We start from the raw sequence: 17,200 nt of genomic DNA, 5'->3' as shown, positions 1-17,200 counted from the left end.
GGCCCATGAATGGGGCCTTAATGGGCGCTAAGTGACCCCGCGTTGGTTTGGGCGAGGTACGCGTCCAGGGTGGCGGAGCGATGGAGTCGGGCGGCTTTTTCGATCTCGTCCGGGCTGGAGCCGGTTTCGATGAGCCGCAGCAGCGCCTCGTGCTCGTCGACGGAGTCGTGGGCGCGTCCCGGGACGAAGCGGAACGTCGAGGACCGCAGGGATGCGAGCCGGTTCCAGCCGCGGTGGACGAGGTCCAGAATGTGCGGGTTGGGGCAGTGCTCGAACAGGACGCTGTGGAAGTCCTGGTTCAGCCGGGTGAACCGGACGGGATCGAAGTGTTCCAGACACTCCCGCATTTCGGCGTTCACCGCCCGGGCGCGGGCCACATCCGCCTCCCCGATCAGCGGAGCCGAGAGGGCCGTGGCGGCGCCCTCGACGATGCTGAGGGTCTGCATCGTGTAGAGGTATTCGGTGGGGTCGATCCCGGCGACGGTGGCGCCGACGTTCCGCTCGAACGTGACCAGGCCTTCGGCTTCGAGCCGGCGGATGGCTTCGCGGACCGGGACCACGCTGACGCCCAGGTCCTCGGCGATCTTGGCCAGCACCAGCCGGTAGCCGGGGGAGTAGGTCCCGTCGACGATCCGGGATTTGACGGCCGCGTAGGCCTGCTCGGACTTGCTCGCTGTCTGAGTGCCTGCGGCCGCGGCCGTCTCAGTCATTGGCTTTGCCTGCTTCCCATTCCTCGTAGCGGGTCCGCCATGCGGCGTTGAGCGGGTAGAGCCCGTCCACGCTGTGGCCCTGCTGCACCATTTCGGCGATGAAGGTTTCCTCGCGTTCCTGGGCGATGGAGTCGTCGGCGAGCTCGTCGGCGAGGGCCGGCGGAATCACCAGGATGCCGTCGGCGTCGGCCACGATAATGTCCCCGGGCTGGACGGTGGTGCCGCCGCAGGCGATGGTGATGTCGGTGTCCCACGGGATGTGCCGGCGGCCCAGGACGGCGGGGTGCGGGTTGGCGTAGTAGGTGGGCATGTCCATCGCGGCGACGGCGGAGAAGTCGCGCACGCCGCCGTCGGTGATGATGGCCGCGGCGCCGCGGACCTGGGCTCGGAGTGCCAGGATGTCGCCGATGGTGCCGGTGCCCTTTTCGCCGCGGGCTTCCATGACCAGGATCTCGCCCTCGTTCACGGAATCGATGGCCTTCTTCTGGGCGTTGAAGCCGCCGCCGTGGGTCTTGAAGAGGTCCTCGCGGTTGGGCACGTAGCGCAGGGTCCGGGCCAGTCCCACGATCCGCTTGTCCGGCCGGGTGGAGGTCAGGCCGTCGATGCTGACGTTGTTCAGGCCGCGCTTGCGCAGCTGGGAGGACAGGGTGGCGGTGCAGACGCTTTCGAGCTTCGCCTTCAGTTCCGGGGACAGGACCGGAGCCGGCGCCTCCGGTGCGAGAGCAGCAAGGCCGGCGGCTTCGCGGGAGCCGTACGCTTCCTCCCGCTGGAGATCATCGGTCTTGGGCCGGGCGCCGAAGTCCGCGAACGGCGTCGTGCCTTCCTCGATCCGGGTGGCCAGACGGCCGGTGGTGAGGCCGGAGGCGGCGGCGCCCGCCGTCGTCGTGCTGACTTCAACCTCGACGACGTCGCCCGGCCTGGCGACCGAGGCCCCGGCGGGGGTGCCGGTGAGAATGATGTCGCCCTCTTCGAGGGTGAGCAGCTGGGAGAGGTCGGCGACGAGCCGGGCGAAGGGGAAGAGGAGGTCTTCGGTGGTGTCGTCCTGGACGAGCTCGCCGTTGTGCCACGTGCGGATCCGCAGGCTGGCCGGGTCCACGGTGTCCGCGGCGATCAGGCCCGGGCCCACGGGCGTGAAGCCATCGCCGCCCTTGGAACGGAGGTTGGAGCCCTTGTCCGCGTAGCGGAGGTCGTACACGCCGAGGTCGTTGCTGGCCGTAACCCACTCGACATGGCTCCAGGCGTCCTCGATGCCTACGCGGCGGGCGGGCTTGCCGATGATCAACGCGATTTCGCCCTCGTAGCCGAGGAGTTCGCAGCCGGCCGGGCGTTCCACCACGGAAGGGGCTTGTGCCGAACCGACTGCCAGGGAGGAAGAGGGCTTCAGGAAGTAGGAGGGCTGTTCCGGCGTCCGGCCGCGCTGGGCGGCCCGGCTGGGGTAGTTGATGTGCACCGCGATGACCTTGCGGGCCGCGGCCAGGATGCGGTCGGTGACCAGTTCCAAGAGTTACTCCTCATCGAGTACGAAATCGTATACGAAAACTATCACCCCGGAGAGGCGTGCCGTCAACCCCTCTGCTCCAGTGTTTTAGGGGGCCCTTGTAACCCACGCCATATCTGCCGTACAGTGTTGGATCAACGTTCGAGTTCGATTATAGAACTATGAATTCTAATATCGAACACCTTAGCGACGGCGACAGTCCGCCACACAACGAAGTGAGGAAAGCCCGTGCAGTTCCACCATCACGGTTACGTATCCGGTGACCCGCGAGTCCAGCCGGCCGCCGGCACCGGCATCGACCGCCCCGCCCAGCTTCCCGACGAGGTCGATGTGCTCATTGTGGGCACCGGGCCCGCGGGCGTAGTCACCGCCGCGCAGCTGTCCCAGTTCCCGGGCGTCACGACCCGGATCGTGGAGCGCCGTGGCGGGCGGCTTGCCATCGGCCAGGCTGACGGCATCCAGGCCCGGAGCGTCGAGACCTTCCAGGCCTTCGGCTTCGCGGAGCGGATCATCGCCGAGGCCTACCGCATCACCGAGATGGCCTTCTGGAAGCCGGACCCCGCCGACCCCGGCCGGATTGTCCGCGCCGCCCGTGCCGTGGACGACACGACGGGAATCAGTGAGTTCCCGCACCTGATCGTCAACCAGGCCCGCGTGCTGGATTACTTCGGCGAGTTCATGGCGAACTCACCCGCCCGCATGACCCCGGACTATGGCTACGAGTTCCGCAGCCTCGAGGTCACCGGTGAAGGGGAGTACCCGGTCACCGTGACGCTCGTCCGCACCGCAGGACCCGACGAGGGCCAGGAGCGCATTGTCCGGGCGAAGTACGTCGTCGGTGCGGACGGCGCACGGAGCAAGGTGCGGGACTCGATCGGCTGCACGCTCGCCGGTGACCAGGCCAACCACGCGTGGGGCGTCATGGACGTGCTCGCCTCCACGGACTTCCCCGACATCCGGCTCAAGTGCGCCATCCAGTCCCATGACGGCGGCAGCATCCTGCTGATCCCGCGTGAAGGCGGGCATCTCTTCCGCATGTACGTGGACCTCGGCGAGGTCGCGGCGGATGACAACGGGGCCGTCCGCAAGACCACCATCGAGCAGATCATCGCCAAGGCCAACGCGATCATCCACCCCTACACGCTCGAGGTGCGCAACGTGGCCTGGCACAGCGTGTACGAGGTCGGCCACCGCCTCACCGACCGGTTCGACGACGTCCTGCCGGAGGAGCTCGGCACCCGCACGCCGCGCGTGTTCATCACCGGCGACGCCTGCCACACGCACAGCGCCAAGGCCGGCCAGGGCATGAACGTCTCCATGCAGGACGGCTTCAACATCGGCTGGAAGCTCGGGCACGTGCTGGAGGGCCGCAGCCCCGAGAGCCTGCTGGCCACCTATTCGGCCGAGCGGCAGGTTGTCGCGAAGAACCTGATCGACTTCGACAAGGTGTGGTCCACGCTCATGGCGAAGAAGCCCGAGGAGTTCGAGAACCCCTCGGAGCTCGAGGACTTCTACGTGCGCACCGCCGAATTCCCCGCCGGCTTCATGACCGAGTACTCGCCGTCGATGATCGTCGCCGAGGCCACACATCAGAACCTGGCCACCGGCTTCCCCGTGGGCAAGCGCTTCAAGTCCGCCCCGGCTGTGCGGGTCTGCGACACCAACCCGCTCCAGCTCGGCCACCAGGCCACGGCGGACGGCCGCTGGCGCATCTACGTCTTCGCCGACCCAGCCGTTGCTGGAGCCCCGTCGCCGACCACGGACTTGGCCGCGTGGCTTGCCAACGCGCCGGACTCGCCGCTCGCCGCCACACCGGAGGGCGCTGACGGCGACGCCTGGTTCGACGTGAAGGTCATCTACCAGCAGGACCACACGGGCATCGATATCGGCGCGGTGCCGGCGGTGTTCAAACCGGAGGTCGGCCCGTTCAAACTCACGTACCTGGAGAAGGTCTACGGCACCGATCCCGAGGCGGACATCTTCGAGCTCCGCGGCCTGGACCGCGGCGGCGTCGTCGTGGTGGTGCGCCCGGACCAGTACGTGGCCAACGTCCTGCCGCTGACGGCGACGGCGGAACTCGCCGCGTTCTTCGCACCTCTCCTGCAGGCAGGACAGCCCCAGTCGGTGTGACCGCGCTGTCTGAGACGTCCCCTGCGTTCACCGCGCCGGGGAGTTCCAGAACCACACGGGCTAACCGCCGGCATACGGGTACCCGTCCGATGACGCACTGACGCACTGACGCTCCCGCCCAGTTGCTGCTGGCCTCACCTCTACGCACCCGCGAAAGTCCGGGGGTGCCTAGAGGTGAGGCGGAGTCCGGCATCGAGTCGCCGGGATGGAGCGTCCGCACACACGCGGGGAGCGGGGGCGAACCCGGACATCCCGTTCACACTCCGGCCTGGTTCCGCTACGGAAAACCTTCCGCGACAAGGCAACGGCCTGGCGCTACGCGTAAACCGGCGCGTCGGGTAGATTGCGCGTCGTCGATCCGGGTCCGTAGCGAAATTGCGCTCCGGCCTGGTTCCGCTGCGGAAAACCTTCCGCGACAAGGCAACGGCCTGGCGCTGCGCGTATACCGGCGCGTCGGGTAAATTGCGCGTCGCCGATCCGGATCCGTAGCGAATTGCTGCGGACGCTCAGCCGGGGACTGCTTGCCCGGTCCGGTATTCGGCGGCGGCATAGACCCCCAGGATGCGCACTTCGATGGTGAAGAAGTTCAGCTCCTCAAGGGCCAGCCTGACGGGCAGGTCCTCGGGGTGGCCTTCGACGTCGGCCATGAACATGGTGGCAGCAAACTCGTTGCCCACCATGTAGCTCTCCAGCCTTGTCATGTTCACGCCATTCGTGGCAAACCCGCCCAGCGCCTTGAAGAGTGCGGAGGGGACATTCCGGACTCGGAACAGGAAGCTGGTCATGACCGCTCCCGGCAACGCCTCCCGGGACGGCAGGTCCTTTTCCGGCGCCAGGACCACGAACCGGGTGGTGTTGGACGGGTCATCCTCCACTCGCGACGCCAGAACCTCCAAGCCGTAGATCCGGGCCGCGAGCGGGGGAGCGAGGGAGAGCTTGGCTGGATCGTTCCACTCCCGCACCTCACGGGCGGAACCCGCGGTATCCCCGGCAATAACAGGCTTCAGGCCTGCACTGCGGATCAACTTGCGGCACTGACCCAGGGCGTGGATGTGGCTGTGGACCTCGGTGGCCCCCTCGATGGTGCTGCCGGGGATGCCCATCAGGTCGAAATGGATCGGAAGGAAGTACTCGCCCACTATCTGCAGACGGGATTGGGGCAGCAGGACGTGGATGTCAGCCACCCGGCCGGCGATCGAGTTCTCGATAGGAATCATCGCCAGGGCGGCCTCGCCGCTGGAGACCAGCTCCAAAGCGTCCTCGAAGCTGGCGCAGGGGACACTTTCCAGCTCGGGAAACATCTGCGAGCAGGCAATATTGGAATTGGCGCCGGGCTCACCCTGATATGCAATCTTCTGGACCATGGTTGGCATGGTGTCATGCCGGGAGCCCACGTACCCAACCGGCTCGCTTTTGGCGTCCCATTCGGGGATTCCGCGAAGGCACGCGCCCGCCGCGCCCGTCAGATGGGGGTGAGCGCCCGGCGCGCCCGCCGGGCTGGCGCTCAGGCCTTCAGGTGTTTGGCGAAGTGGTCCTCGATCCGCTGCCATGCCTCCGGCGCGGACTGCGGATCCGGCTTGATGCCCATGACGCGGAACAGCGGGCGCAGGGGCCTCGGGCCGGTTTCCACATCGTTGAGGAAGGCATGCCCGGCGTTCGGGAACTCCTTGATGTCGTTTTCCACGCCCATCCGGTCCAGCACGGCCGATAGCTTTGCCGCCTCATCAGGCAGGCTGCGGTCCTTGCCGCCGAAGTTGGCCACGATGGGGCAGGCGCCGGCCAGTGCCTCCTCGGGGTTTTTCGGGCGCCGGCCGTAATTGACGGCCGCCGCATCAAAGTCGTCGTTGGCCAGGAGCAGGGCGAAGCCGCCGCCCATGCAGAAGCCGATCACACCGATCTTGCCCGTGGTCCGGCCGGATTCCTGCAGCCAGTCCCGTGCTGTCGCGAGATCGGTGAAGGCCCGGCCCTCGCCGGCCGCCAATGCACGCATGGTGGCCACGAGGCACCGGCGGGCGCCGCCGTCGCTGAACAGGTCAACGGCCAGCGTCAGGTAGCCGGCCGCCGCCAGACGGTCGGCGTGGCGGACGGTGATGTCGTTCAGGCCGAACACTTCGTGGATCATCAGGACGGCCGGAAAGGGCCCTTCACCTTCCGGTGTTGCCAGGTAGCCGCGCAAAACGGGCGAACCGCCGGCCGCCGCGCTGGCCTCGCTCAGGTCGACGTTGCTGAGGTCCCGGCTGGCGGGCTTGCCCTGGTGTGCCGCTGTCCGTGCCATGCTGTCTCCTCCGTCGGCTGGTGGGAGCCATTCTTGCAGGGAAATCCCGGCGCCACGGAGAAAAATTCCCGGCGCCGCGGGCCGGGCACAAAAAAGCGGCGCCGGACATCCCCCAAAGGAAAGTCCGGCGCCGCCTTTCAAGAAGGACTAGTCCTTCTTGAAAGCGTCCTTGACGTTTTCGCCGACCTTCTTCGCGTCGGCCACAACCTGGTCGCGCTGGCCCTCGGCCCGCAGCTGGTCGTTGTCAGTGGCATTTCCGGCAGCTTCCTTGGCCTTGCCGCCAAGGTGCTCCGCTTCGTTCTGAATCTTGTCTCCGATACCCATGGTGCAGGCCACCTTTCGTTTCCGGTAGAAAATCAACGTTCACTCAGAATAACACAAAGCATGCTTACTATTTCAAGGGGCCGAGCAGATTGGCCGGGGACCAGCAGGTTGGCCGGCCCGCGACGGGATGAACTTTTCCCGGCAGACGGGCCCGCGGGCTAGGCTCGAGGGCATGGACCACAAGACCACTCTCACGCAGCACATCAATGCTCCGGCGGACTCGGTCTGGGCGGTGGTGTCGGACATTCCCGGATCCGCCGCGACCTTGTCCGGTGTTGATTCGATCCAGATGCTCACCGACGGACCTTACGACGTGGGCACCCGCTGGAAGGAAACCCGCACCCTGATGGGGCGCTCGGAAACGGTGGAAATGTGGGTTTCCCAGTGCACGGCACCGTCACCGGGCCGGACCGGCAGCACCACTGTGAAAGCCCTCCAGGGCGGCGCCGACTACACCTCACGGTTCGCCCTGGCAGAGCGCGACGGCGGCACCGACCTCACGCTGACCTTCGCCGCCGAGCTCACCAGCCCCACCCGGCTCAGCAGGGTCATGCTCGCTGTCCTCGGCCCGCTCGGGATGCGCATCACCCGGAAGGCCCTGTCGAAAGACCTGGCGGAAATCGCGGCCAAAGCCGAGTCCCTCTGATGGTCCGGCACGCCGCGGCGGCCAAAGCCTCCAAGGTCACCGCCCCGCGCCTCGTGCCGGTTCGGCCGGGAGAGCTGCGGGACGACCCCGCCCCGGACCTCCATAGCGGCGAACGGTACGACGGCGTCCGGTACAGCCGCGCGGCGGCTGACGGTCTGGAGCTCAACGGCACGGTCTTCGCCGAATGCGAATTTACGGGCGTGTCCTTCAACGAGACCCAACTGCGCGGCGCCACCTTCCGCGACTGCATCCTCACCGACGTCTACGCCCCGGTGTTCACTGCCGCCCGGGCCAGCCTGCGCGATGTGGAGATCGGCAACCCGCGCTGGGGATCGGCTGAGCTCTACGAGAGCGGCTGGCAGTCGGTGCGGATCGACGGTGGCAAGCTCGATTATGTGAACCTGCGCGGAGCCAAGCTCACCGACGTCCAGATCAGCGACTGCATCATCAGCGAGCTGGATCTGGGCTCCTGCACGGCCACGCGGGTCGCCTTGAAGAACTGCACGATCGGGACCCTGGACTTCACCGGCGCCAAGCTCAAGGACTTCGACCTCCGAGGCGCGGACTTCCGCACGATCAGCGGCCTGGGCAGCCTGACCGGCCTTGTGGTTGACGACTACCAGCTCACCTTGCTGGCACCGTTGCTCGCGGCCCATCTGGGCATCGTCGTCGCGTAATCCGGCGGCATCCGGTTGACCCGCCTGCCCCGCCGTGTAATCTTTATAGAACGAACGGTCGGTAAATTACTCTTCTGCCGGCCCCGCTTTCTTGGTGAAGGATGTTCTCATGGTCGAGGCTTTTCTTGTTGGCGGTGCCCGCACCCCGGTCGGCCGCTACGGCGGCGCCCTCTCCGCAGTCCGCCCCGATGATCTGGCCGCACTGGTGGTCCGCGAGGCCGTGGTCCGCGCCGGCGTCGACCCGGACAGCATCGACGAGGTGATCCTCGGCAACGCCAACGGCGCCGGCGAGGAGAACCGCAACGTGGCCCGGATGGCCACGCTCCTGGCCGGGCTTCCCCTCCACATTCCCGGCATCACCGTGAACCGGCTCTGCGCCTCGGGCCTGAGCGCCATCATCATGGCCAGTCAGATGATCAAGTCCGGCGCCGCCGACATCGTGATCGCCGGCGGCGTCGAATCCATGAGCCGGGCACCGTGGGTCCAGGAGAAGCCGCGGACGGCCTTCGCCAAGCCGGGTGAAATCTTCGACACCTCCATCGGCTGGCGCTTCGTCAACCCGCAGTTCACCAAGGGCGAGCTCGCCCGCGACGGCAAGATGACCTACTCCATGCCGGAGACGGCGGAGGAAGTGGGGCGCGTTGACGGGATCTCGCGGGAGGACGCCGACGCCTTCGCCGTCCGCTCCCACGAACGCGCCCTCGCCGCCATCGCCGCCGGACGCTTCGCCGAGGAAATCGTCCCCGTGACCGTCGCAACCCGCAAGGGCGAGACCGTCGTGGACACGGATGAAGGCCCCCGCGCCGGTACCACCATGGATGTCCTCGCCGGGCTGCGGCCGGTGATCAAGGGCGGTTCGATCGTCACCGCCGGCAACTCCTCCACCCTCAACGACGGCGCCTCCGCCATCATCGTGGCCTCTGAGGCCGCGATCCAGAAGCTTGGCCTCACCCCGCGCGCACGGATCATCGACGGCGCCTCGGCCGGCTGTGAGCCCGAAATCATGGGCATCGGCCCGGTTCCGGCCACCCAGAAGGTCCTCAAACGCAGTGGCCTCAGCGTCGGTGACCTCGGCGCCGTCGAACTCAACGAAGCATTCGCCACCCAGTCCCTGGCCAGCATGCGCCGGCTCGGCCTGGACCCGGAGATCGTCAACCGCGACGGCGGTGCGATCTCCCTGGGCCACCCGCTGGGCTCGTCCGGTTCGCGGATCGCCATCACGCTGCTGGGCCGGATGGAACGCGAGGACGCCAGGATCGGCCTCGCCACCATGTGCATCGGCGTCGGCCAGGGCACGGCCATGCTGCTGGAGCGCGTCTAGTGGCGGCCCCGGCATTCGACCCGGCCGGCTTCGGCACGCTCCTGGTCGACGAGCGCGAGGACCGTGTGGTGGTGGTGCTCAACCGCCCCGAGGTCCGCAACGCGATCGACCAGCAGATGGTCGACGAACTCCACGCCGTGTGCGCGCATCTTGAGCAGCACCCCAAGGTCCTGATCATCGCCGGCGCGGACGGGGTGTTCGCCTCCGGCGCGGACATCGGGCAGCTGCGCGAACGCCGCCGCGATGACGCCCTGCAGGGGATCAATTCCACGATCTTCGTCCGGATCGCCAAGCTGCCGATGCCCGTTATCGCGGCACTGGACGGCTTCTGCCTCGGCGGCGGCGCCGAACTGGCCTACGCCGCCGACTTCCGGATCGGCACCCCGTCGGTCCGGATCGGCAACCCCGAAGCCGGGCTCGGCATCCTGGCCGCGGCCGGTGCCAGCTGGCGCCTCAAAGAGCTCGTCGGGGAGCCCGTCGCCAAGGAAATGCTGCTCGCCGGCGCCGTGCTGCGCGCCGAACGCGCCCTCGCCGTCAACCTCATCACCGAAATCCACGAACCGTCCGAGCTGATGACCGCGGCCCACAAGCTCGCCGACCGGATCGCCACCCAGGACCCGCTCGCCGTCCGGATCACCAAATCCGTGTTCCACGCCCCGGCCGAGGCGCACCCCCTCATCGACCAGCTGGCACAGGGGATCCTCTTCGAATCCCAGGCCAAATTCGACCGCATGCAGGCGTTCCTGGATAAGAAGGCCGAAAAGAAGGCCGAAAAGAACGCCGCCAAGAAATCTGACCAGAACCCCGCCAAAGAGTCCGAAGAGAAGAAATAGACATGGGCAACTCCGCACTCCCCGCCAACCCTCCCGCAGATAACCTCCCCGGCAGCAACCTTCCCGAGTTCGTCGGGGTTCTCGGCGGCGGCCGCATGGGCGCCGGCATCGCCCATGCCTTCCTGATCAAGGGCGCCAACGTCCTGGTCGTGGAGCGCGACGACGCCTCGGCCGAGGCCGCCCGCGAGCGGGTCGAGTCCGCCGCCGCCAAGAGCATCGAACGCGGCGCCCTGGACGGCAACCTGGACGAGATGGTCTCCCGGCTCACCGTCACGGTGGACTACGACGACTTCGCCGGCCGCCAGCTGGTGGTGGAGGCCGTTCCGGAGGACTGGGACCTGAAGGTCACCGCGCTGCGCGGCATCGAGGAACGGCTCGACGACGACGCCTACCTCGCCTCCAACACGTCATCGCTGTCCGTCAACGGGCTGGCCCGCGAGCTGAAGCGGCCGCAGAACTTCCTGGGCCTGCACTTCTTCAACCCCGTGCCCGCGTCGACGCTGATCGAAGTGGTCCTCGGCGAGCAGACCTCCGATGCCCTGGCCCGGGCCGCCCGCGGGTGGGTCCAGGCCCTGGGCAAGACCGCCGTCGTGGTCAACGACGCCCCCGGCTTCGCCTCCTCCAGGCTGGGCGTCGCGATCGCCCTCGAAGCGATGCGCATGGTCGAAGAGGGTGTGGCCACCGCCGAGGACATCGACAACGCCATGGTCCTGGGCTACAAACACCCCACCGGCCCGCTGCGGACCACGGACATCGTGGGCCTCGACGTGCGCCTCGGCATCGCCGAATACCTGCAGTCCACGCTGGGCGAGCGCTTCGCCCCGCCGCAGATCCTCCGCGACAAGGTGGCCCGCGGCGAACTGGGCCGCAAGACCGGCAAAGGATTCTTCGACTGGAACGGCTAACCCCGGACCTGACCGGACCTGACCGGCCAGGCAGGCGGCGGGGGCTAACCCCGGACCGGACCGGTCAGGCAGTCGGCGGGGCTAAACCCCGGGCCGGCTGACCCCGGGGCGATGGCTACTTCGAAGCCATCGAGTCGAGAGTCCTCTTCATGCCGTCCATGGCCGGAGCCGCCAGTGACTGGAATGCGGGCTTCACGAACGGTTCGGCGAACTTGAGCCATCCTTTGAGCTGGAATTCGGCCGTATACCGGACTTCGGATCCAGATCCCGAGGGCTTCACATCGATGGTGTCCACGGAGATGACCGTCTTGTTCTCGCCGCGCAGCTTGATAATGGTTCCTGCCAGCTCCACGACCTCGTAGACCAGCGTCTGCCGCTTGCCGCGGAAGTCCGCTTCGGCGTGATAGCGGTGCCCCACCGCCACGGGGCCTTCGGTGAGCTTCTTGACCACCGGCGTCCCGGGGTCCCACTCCGGCGTGTGCTCGAAAGCTGAGAGGTACCCGAAGGCCTTGCCGGCCTCCAGGCTGGAACGGACCGTGCCGGTGACTGTGATCATGGGCCCAGCCTACCCAGAAGGCCCGACGTCGGGACCGGCCCAGGCCCGGCCCCGGCCCGGACGGTCCGGCACGGCCCGGCCGGGCACGCCGCCGGATCCCCCTAGGATGGTCCCGTGAACCCCATTCATCCCACCACGCTTACCGGCAAATACGTCGTCCTGGAACCGCTCAGCCAGGCCCACCATGACGGCCTCGTTGATGCTGTGCGCGACGGCGAACTGTGGAAGCTCTGGTACACCGGGGTCCCCGCCCCAGAGGCGATGGCCGCGGAGATTGACCGCAGGCTCGCCCTCCAGGAGCAGGGTTCCATGCTGCCGTTCGCCACGCGGCTGATCGATCCGGCCACCGGCGCCCCGGGCGCGGTCATCGGCATGACCACCTACATGAACATCGACGCCGATACGCCGCGCGTCGAGATCGGATCCACCTGGAACGCCGCCTCCACCCACGGCAGCGGGACCAACCCGGACTCCAAGCTCCTGCTGCTGCGGCACGCGTTCGAGGTGCTCGGGTGCCCGGCGGTCGAATTCCGGACGCACTGGCTCAACCACCAGTCCCGCGACGCCATCGCCAGGCTGGGCGCCAAGCAGGACGGCGTCCTGCGCAGCCACTCCCGCAGCAGTGACGGTGCCCTGCGGGACACGGTGGTCTTCTCGATCCTCGAACACGAGTGGCCCATGGTCCGCAACGGCCTCGAGGCCCGGCTGGCGAAGCGGCGCTACGGCGCCGAATAGACGTCGGCGTCCCTCAGCGCCGTGTAGTACGCCCAGTAGCCCTTGGCATTCGGGTGGAAGCTATCGGGGCTGCCGGTGGCGCCGTTAATCCACGGGCTTTCCGAATTGATGCCGTGGCCGGCGAATGCGGTCCGGACGTCGACGTACTGCGCCCCAGCCGCCCCCGCGGCGATGCTCTCGTTCAGTCGGTCAGCCAGGGCCGTGGCCTGGTAGATGAAGGGGGTCATCGGATCGGTCGGATCGAGGTTGAACGGGTCGAAGAGGTACGGGTAGCCGGTCACCACAATCTTGGCGTTCGGCGCGGCCGCATGCACGCTCTGGATCATCGCGGCCACATCACGGGCCAACTGTCCGCTGACGAGCAGGGCAGTCGCGGTAGCGCTGGCTCGGGCGCACGCCGCAGCACGGGCGGGATCGGCGGAGCCGCAATTGGTGACGATATCCCCAAACCCGAGGTTGTTGCCGCCGGCAGTAATGGTCACGAGCTGTGTGGTTTTGTTCAACTGGAGCAACTGGGCGGCAACGACATCCTGCGTCGTGTTGCCGCTGCAGGCCGCGTTGGTGACCAGCTTGATGGCCTTGGTATCAGCCGCGAGTTCGGAGTAGCTGTTTTCGCTGCGGTAACAAGTGTCGTTCTTGTAGGGCCCGGCGCCCTGTCCGGCGGCGTAGGAGTCGCCGAGCGCGATGTACTTGGTCTTGTCCACGGCCTGCGCCGGGGCCGCCGCCAAACCGACCGCCATGGCCAGGGTGGCGAGACCGGCCGCCAGGACCGTTCGCCGGCGTCGAAGTTTCAGAGTTCCCATAGCGTTCCCCTCAGTAGCACGCAGGTTTCAGGGCCCCGTGCCTCGGAAGGGTGTGAGTCCTGGCGGCAGGTGAGCTGAAAAGCCCGGCAACTGCCGGGTTCACAGCCACCCTATGCGGCAGCCCTAGTCAGCCACCATGCCAATAGTCCCGTTGTGGATATCTTTCGTGAATCCTGCCGTGGATCGGCGCCGGTGCGTGTGCTTAGCTTTCAGGATGAGGATTCCTGCCGCGCCCGGAAGCTACGCCAGGGGGATGGCCGCGCCGGGCGCCATGGCGTGGGATGGGGCGGTCAACGCCTGGCACGTCGCCGGCAGCGTGTTCCGGATGGGACGCCGTGAGTGGCTCACCGAGGCCGGCTGGCGGCAGGTGTACGACGGCGGGATCCGGACCGTCGTCGATCTCCGCAACGAAGCGGAAATCCGGCGCCGGGAGACCGATCCGCCGGTGACAGAAGCAGCGCTGGCGGGATTCGACGTCGTGCTGGCCCCCACCGAAGACCCCGCCAACAGCGAATTCCGCGAACTCTGTGTGCCATACCTGAACGACCCCGCCTCCTATGCCGACAACGCCAGATTGTTCCCGCACCTGCTGGCGGGCGTCTTCAAAGCAGTGGCGGCCGCGGACGGCGGGGTGATCATTCACTGTTCCGCCGGGCGGGACCGGAGCGGCATGATCGCCGCCATGCTGCAGGACCTCGCCGGGGACAGCGACGAGGCCATTGTGCGCGCCTACCAGTGCTCCATGCGGGGCATCAACGAGCATCTCCGGGTATCGGGGGTCCCGCATCCACATGAGCGGTATCTGCCCGAGGAAGTTCTGGCTCCGCTGCTCGAAACGCGGTCGGAAAGCCTCCTGCGGTTCGTGCGCCACGTGAAGACCGGCGATTTCTTACGCCACAATGGCATAACGGACCGGGAGTTGACTGCCATTCTGGCCAAATTGGGGCGCTAGAGTAACCGGGTGAAGACTCCGAGGTATCAGCTGACAGTGCGGGCGGTGGCGGCTGCCGCCCTCGCGCTTGCGGGATCGTTCTACGCCGTTCCTGCCCTCGCCGAAGCCGGGGGAACGGAACCCGCGCCGGCAGTGTCGCCGTCGGCTACGCCACCAGCTTCGCCAATCGCAACAGCTTCGCCAACGGCAACCGGCAGCCCGGCAGCACCTCCGGCAGCGGCCGGCCCGGTGGCGCCGGTTGACACGACCACGACGGCGCCGGCGGCAGGCGCGACGGCAGCGGCCCCGCTCATCAGCGATGCCGGCCTCGCCGAGGCCGTGCAGCGGGACCTTGGGATGACCCTGGCGGAATTCAACGCCGCGGGAGCGCTGGCACGGCGGGCCGCCGACGCCGTCCCCTCCCTGCGCACCCTCCCCGGCTACGTGGGGATCAGCCTCGGCGGCGGCAAGATTTCGGTCGAGGGCAACGGCCCGGAGCTCCGGGCCCGGGTGGACCAACTGAACCAGGCCGGCCCGGCCGACTTCGTGCTGGCCGCCCCTGCGGCCGTTCCCGCAGCCGCCGGCCCCGCCGCGGTGCCCTCGGCCGCGGAGCTCCTGGCCTCCAGCACCCAGCAGCTGTTCGAGGCTTACGTCCGAGAGGTCGGCGCGGCCGGGCTGCAGGCCGTTACTTACACCGGCGGCCACTTCGTCATCCGCACCGGCGGCACCACCACCGCGCAATCTCTCCCAGCCTCTGTCCCGGCGTCCGTCCCGGCCTCCGCCGGCGCCCCCGTCTCCGGCCCGTCGCCCGCCACCGCGCCGGGCGCCAAGCCGAAGATGTCCGCGGCGGAGTTCGTCGCCCGCTACGCCAACGTCGCGCTGGAAGAGGGGGCGCGGATTTCCACGGAGGAGGACGTCTTTGGCGGCCAGGGGTACATCATTGACGGCCGCACCGTGTGTTCGGCCGGATTCGGCGCCTTCGGCCCCGCCGGCGAGCCCCTCGTCCTGACGGCCGGACACTGTGCCGACGACGGCGCCGCCAAGCAGGCGGAGCTCGAAGATCCGACCCGGGCGCCGGCAGCCGGCGGGGCCGGTTCGGGCCCGGCCGCCGGAATCCTGGGCACCTTCGGGTTCAGCCAGTTCGGCGGCCCGGGCAACTCCAAAGTGGCGGCGGACGGTACCAACGTCGGCACGGACATCGCCGTCCTGCAGGGCATCAGGAGCGGCCTGGACCTCCAGCCCGCCGTCACCCGGTGGGACAACCCCGCCGATCCGGGTCCCACGTCCGTGAAGATCGTCGGCACGGTGGCACCGTTCCAGGGCCAGCCCGTGTGCCGCTCCGGCCGGAGCCTCGGGTGGTCCTGCGGCACCGTGGACTCCGTGGGAACGTGGGTCATCGCCGGGCCGAACTCCCTGCCCCCGGACTACGACAACGATCTCCGGGCGCTGACCGGCTTCGACTCCACCACGGTGAAGTCCCGGCCGGGGGACTCCGGCGGGCCGTGGATCAGCGGAAACTTCGCGGTCGGCATGCACACCGGGGCGGAAAGCGAGGGCGGCGTACAGACGCGAGCCATCGCGACCACGCTCGAGGACGCCACAGGCCGGGTCCCCGGCGGTGTCCAGCTGCAGCTGTTCCTGACCAAGCCGACGCTCACGGCGGACGCCGGCGGAACTGTTACCGCCGGGGCGCCGATTAAGGGGCATGTGGGTGCCGGTTCGGCGTCCGTCGTGGCACCGAATTCCAAGGTCCGCATTACTGTTGTGGACGCGGCATCAGGCCGGAAATCCGGCGAGCCGCTGGAAGTGCCCGTGGACTCGTCGGGAAATTGGCAGTTCCCCGCACCGGCGTCGGCCGGGCAGTTCAAGTTCTCGGCGGAGACCGTGAACGGCTTCAGCCGTTCCGGGGCCGTCTCCCTGTCCGTGGACGTGTCACGTCTCGCGGCTCCGGCCATCACCTCACCGGCGGACAGCCAGGCGGGCGGCACAGCGCTGACCGCCATTGACGCGATCGAGGGCACCGGGGAGGCCGGCCGCACGGTGCGGCTTTCCGGCGACTTCACCGGGACCGGGCTGGTCGACGCCGACGGCCGTTGGAGCATCAAGGTGGCCGATCAGCCGGTCTTCGGAAAGGTGTCGGTCACGGCGGTGCTCACGGCCCCCGGCGAGGCGGACAGCCCCCCGGCCACCGGCAGTTACACCGTGATTCCACCAGCCCCGGCCGTATCGAGCATCCGGGACGGCAAACACCTGCCCCAGGACGCCCTGCCCTCGGCCATCTCCGGCACCGGTGTGGACGGAGCCAAGGTGAGCGTGTCCGTGGACGGCGTGGCCGTGGGATCCGCGCAGGCCGGCTCCGCCGACGCAGGGTCCGGGACGGCAGGGTCCAGAGCCGCAGGGGCCAGGGCGGCTGGAGCCAGTGCGGCTCTTGACGCGCGGTGGAGTGTTCCCTTCCCCGCGGGCCTGGCCGCCGGAGCCCACACGCTGACGGTCACACAGGCCGTTGATGCTGTCGCTTCGGGTCCGGCCGACGTGGCGTTCACGGTCGACCCCGCGTCCGTTTCGGCCGGTACCCCCGACGAGACGCCGGCCGCCCAGCAGCCGGCTGCCCAGAAACCGGGTACGCCCGCTCAGCCGGCTGTCCAGCAGCCCGCCGCCCCGCCGGCGGACCCGGCGCAGGTTACCGTCGCGCCGTCGGGAAGTGCAGACCAGCTGGCCAGCACCGGTGCCGGCGGGCTGCTGCCCGCCGCCGGTCTTGGTGCCGGGGCCCTGCTGCTCGGTGCGGCGTTCGTGGCGTTCGGCCGGCGTCGGGCGGTTCGTTAGCCGGCGGACTCCAGACCCGGTCTCGCCGGAAAG

Annotated in this window: 16 protein-coding genes; 9 read left to right on the top strand and 7 right to left on the bottom strand. The window is 68.4% G+C overall.

The genetic code is table 11. The features are described 5' to 3' along the window. Positions 1-17: 17 nt before the first annotated feature. Together LDO15_RS18155 and LDO15_RS18150 are read right to left on the bottom strand one after the other, a co-directional pair. The gene (locus LDO15_RS18155) at positions 18-710 is read right to left on the bottom strand and encodes a GntR family transcriptional regulator (RefSeq protein ID WP_223980814.1); all 693 of its coding nucleotides are present in this window, start codon (positions 708-710) and stop codon (positions 18-20) included. Next, the gene (locus LDO15_RS18150) at positions 703-2,211 is read right to left on the bottom strand and encodes a fumarylacetoacetate hydrolase family protein (RefSeq protein WP_223980813.1); all 1,509 of its coding nucleotides are present in this window, start codon (positions 2,209-2,211) and stop codon (positions 703-705) included. The genes LDO15_RS18155 and LDO15_RS18150 overlap by 8 nt, the downstream gene beginning before the upstream one ends. Positions 2,212-2,436: 225 nt before the next feature. Here LDO15_RS18150 and LDO15_RS18145 point away from each other — a divergent pair, with 225 nt between their 5' ends. Beyond that, positions 2,437-4,338, top strand: coding sequence for an FAD-binding monooxygenase (locus LDO15_RS18145; RefSeq protein ID WP_223980812.1), 1,902 nt, complete (start codon positions 2,437-2,439; stop codon positions 4,336-4,338). Positions 4,339-4,844: 506 nt separating this feature from the next. Here the strand turns inward: LDO15_RS18145 and LDO15_RS18140 are convergent. The 3 genes from LDO15_RS18140 to LDO15_RS18130 form a co-directional block, all read right to left on the bottom strand. Continuing rightward, positions 4,845-5,702 carry a prephenate dehydratase gene (locus LDO15_RS18140; RefSeq protein ID WP_223980810.1) on the bottom strand — a complete coding sequence of 286 codons (858 nt, stop codon included), beginning with the start codon at positions 5,700-5,702 and terminating at the stop codon, positions 4,845-4,847. Positions 5,703-5,842: 140 nt separating this feature from the next. Then, positions 5,843-6,613: a dienelactone hydrolase family protein gene (locus tag LDO15_RS18135; RefSeq protein WP_223980808.1), complete on the bottom strand. Its 771-nt coding sequence runs from the start codon at positions 6,611-6,613 to the stop codon at positions 5,843-5,845. 147 nt (positions 6,614-6,760) lie between these two features. Further along, complete coding sequence (locus tag LDO15_RS18130; protein ID WP_116765351.1) at positions 6,761-6,937, bottom strand: CsbD family protein; 177 nt, start codon at positions 6,935-6,937, stop codon at positions 6,761-6,763. Positions 6,938-7,109: 172 nt separating this feature from the next. On the opposite strand from LDO15_RS18130, the gene LDO15_RS18125 reads away from it, so the two are divergent. The 5 genes from LDO15_RS18125 to LDO15_RS18105 all read left to right on the top strand — a co-directional run bounded on the left by LDO15_RS18125 (position 7,110) and on the right by LDO15_RS18105 (position 11,319). Beyond that, a complete protein-coding gene (locus tag LDO15_RS18125) occupies positions 7,110-7,583 on the top strand; it encodes an SRPBCC family protein (protein WP_223980806.1) in 474 nt (157 codons plus the stop codon). Continuing rightward, positions 7,583-8,260 (top strand): pentapeptide repeat-containing protein, encoded by a 678-nt coding sequence (locus LDO15_RS18120; protein WP_223980805.1) that lies wholly within the window; start codon positions 7,583-7,585, stop codon positions 8,258-8,260. Before LDO15_RS18125 ends, LDO15_RS18120 begins: the two co-directional genes overlap by 1 nt. Positions 8,261-8,369: 109 nt before the next feature. Next, a complete protein-coding gene (locus tag LDO15_RS18115) occupies positions 8,370-9,581 on the top strand; it encodes an acetyl-CoA C-acyltransferase (RefSeq protein WP_223980776.1) in 1,212 nt (403 codons plus the stop codon). Next, on the top strand, positions 9,581-10,414 hold the full coding sequence (locus LDO15_RS18110; protein WP_223980774.1) for an enoyl-CoA hydratase/isomerase family protein: 834 nt from the start codon (positions 9,581-9,583) through the stop codon (positions 10,412-10,414). The genes LDO15_RS18115 and LDO15_RS18110 overlap by 1 nt, the downstream gene beginning before the upstream one ends. A 2-nt stretch (positions 10,415-10,416) precedes the next feature. Beyond that, positions 10,417-11,319 (top strand): 3-hydroxyacyl-CoA dehydrogenase family protein, encoded by a 903-nt coding sequence (locus LDO15_RS18105; RefSeq protein ID WP_223980771.1) that lies wholly within the window; start codon positions 10,417-10,419, stop codon positions 11,317-11,319. Positions 11,320-11,434: 115 nt separating this feature from the next. On the opposite strand, the gene LDO15_RS18100 is transcribed toward LDO15_RS18105, so the two are convergent. Continuing rightward, positions 11,435-11,875: an SRPBCC family protein gene (locus LDO15_RS18100; protein ID WP_223980768.1), complete on the bottom strand. Its 441-nt coding sequence runs from the start codon at positions 11,873-11,875 to the stop codon at positions 11,435-11,437. Positions 11,876-11,989: 114 nt separating this feature from the next. Between LDO15_RS18100 and LDO15_RS18095 the strand changes: the two genes are divergently transcribed. Next, the gene (locus LDO15_RS18095) at positions 11,990-12,610 is read left to right on the top strand and encodes a GNAT family protein (protein WP_223980765.1); all 621 of its coding nucleotides are present in this window, start codon (positions 11,990-11,992) and stop codon (positions 12,608-12,610) included. On the opposite strand, the gene LDO15_RS18090 is transcribed toward LDO15_RS18095, so the two are convergent. After that, a complete protein-coding gene (locus LDO15_RS18090; RefSeq protein WP_223980763.1) occupies positions 12,595-13,413 on the bottom strand; it encodes an SGNH/GDSL hydrolase family protein in 819 nt (272 codons plus the stop codon). The two genes, LDO15_RS18095 and LDO15_RS18090, sit on opposite strands and share 16 nt — an antisense overlap. Before the next feature lie 271 nt (positions 13,414-13,684). Here LDO15_RS18090 and LDO15_RS18085 point away from each other — a divergent pair, with 271 nt between their 5' ends. Then, complete coding sequence (locus tag LDO15_RS18085) at positions 13,685-14,365, top strand: tyrosine-protein phosphatase (protein WP_223987530.1); 681 nt, start codon at positions 13,685-13,687, stop codon at positions 14,363-14,365. A 9-nt stretch (positions 14,366-14,374) separates the two neighbouring features. Continuing rightward, positions 14,375-17,167, top strand: a complete 2,793-nt coding sequence (locus tag LDO15_RS18080) for a S1 family peptidase (RefSeq protein ID WP_263428261.1) — start codon at positions 14,375-14,377, stop codon at positions 17,165-17,167. Positions 17,168-17,200 lie beyond the last annotated feature (33 nt).

The organism is Arthrobacter sp. NicSoilB8 (genome assembly GCF_019977355.1).
GTDB lineage: Bacteria > Actinomycetota > Actinomycetes > Actinomycetales > Micrococcaceae > Arthrobacter.
The sequence above is the reverse complement of the archived record's forward strand: the minus strand, read 5'-3'. Positions and strand labels throughout refer to the sequence as shown.

Bases quoted from the DNA above. Each gene is read 5' to 3' on its own strand.
- LDO15_RS18105 (WP_223980771.1), top strand. From the start codon at position 10,417: ATGGGCAACTCCGCACTCCCCGCCAACCCTCCCGCAGATAACCTCCCC.
- LDO15_RS18155 (WP_223980814.1), bottom strand. From the start codon at position 710: ATGACTGAGACGGCCGCGGCCGCAGGCACTCAGACAGCGAGCAAGTCC.
- LDO15_RS18140 (WP_223980810.1), bottom strand. From the start codon at position 5,702: ATGGTCCAGAAGATTGCATATCAGGGTGAGCCCGGCGCCAATTCCAAT.
- LDO15_RS18115 (WP_223980776.1), top strand. From the start codon at position 8,370: ATGGTCGAGGCTTTTCTTGTTGGCGGTGCCCGCACCCCGGTCGGCCGC.
- LDO15_RS18125 (WP_223980806.1), top strand. From the start codon at position 7,110: ATGGACCACAAGACCACTCTCACGCAGCACATCAATGCTCCGGCGGAC.
- LDO15_RS18100 (WP_223980768.1), bottom strand. From the start codon at position 11,875: ATGATCACAGTCACCGGCACGGTCCGTTCCAGCCTGGAGGCCGGCAAG.
- LDO15_RS18135 (WP_223980808.1), bottom strand. From the start codon at position 6,613: ATGGCACGGACAGCGGCACACCAGGGCAAGCCCGCCAGCCGGGACCTC.
- LDO15_RS18130 (WP_116765351.1), bottom strand. From the start codon at position 6,937: ATGGGTATCGGAGACAAGATTCAGAACGAAGCGGAGCACCTTGGCGGC.
- LDO15_RS18090 (WP_223980763.1), bottom strand. From the start codon at position 13,413: ATGGGAACTCTGAAACTTCGACGCCGGCGAACGGTCCTGGCGGCCGGT.
- LDO15_RS18120 (WP_223980805.1), top strand. From the start codon at position 7,583: ATGGTCCGGCACGCCGCGGCGGCCAAAGCCTCCAAGGTCACCGCCCCG.
- LDO15_RS18085 (WP_223987530.1), top strand. From the start codon at position 13,685: ATGGCGTGGGATGGGGCGGTCAACGCCTGGCACGTCGCCGGCAGCGTG.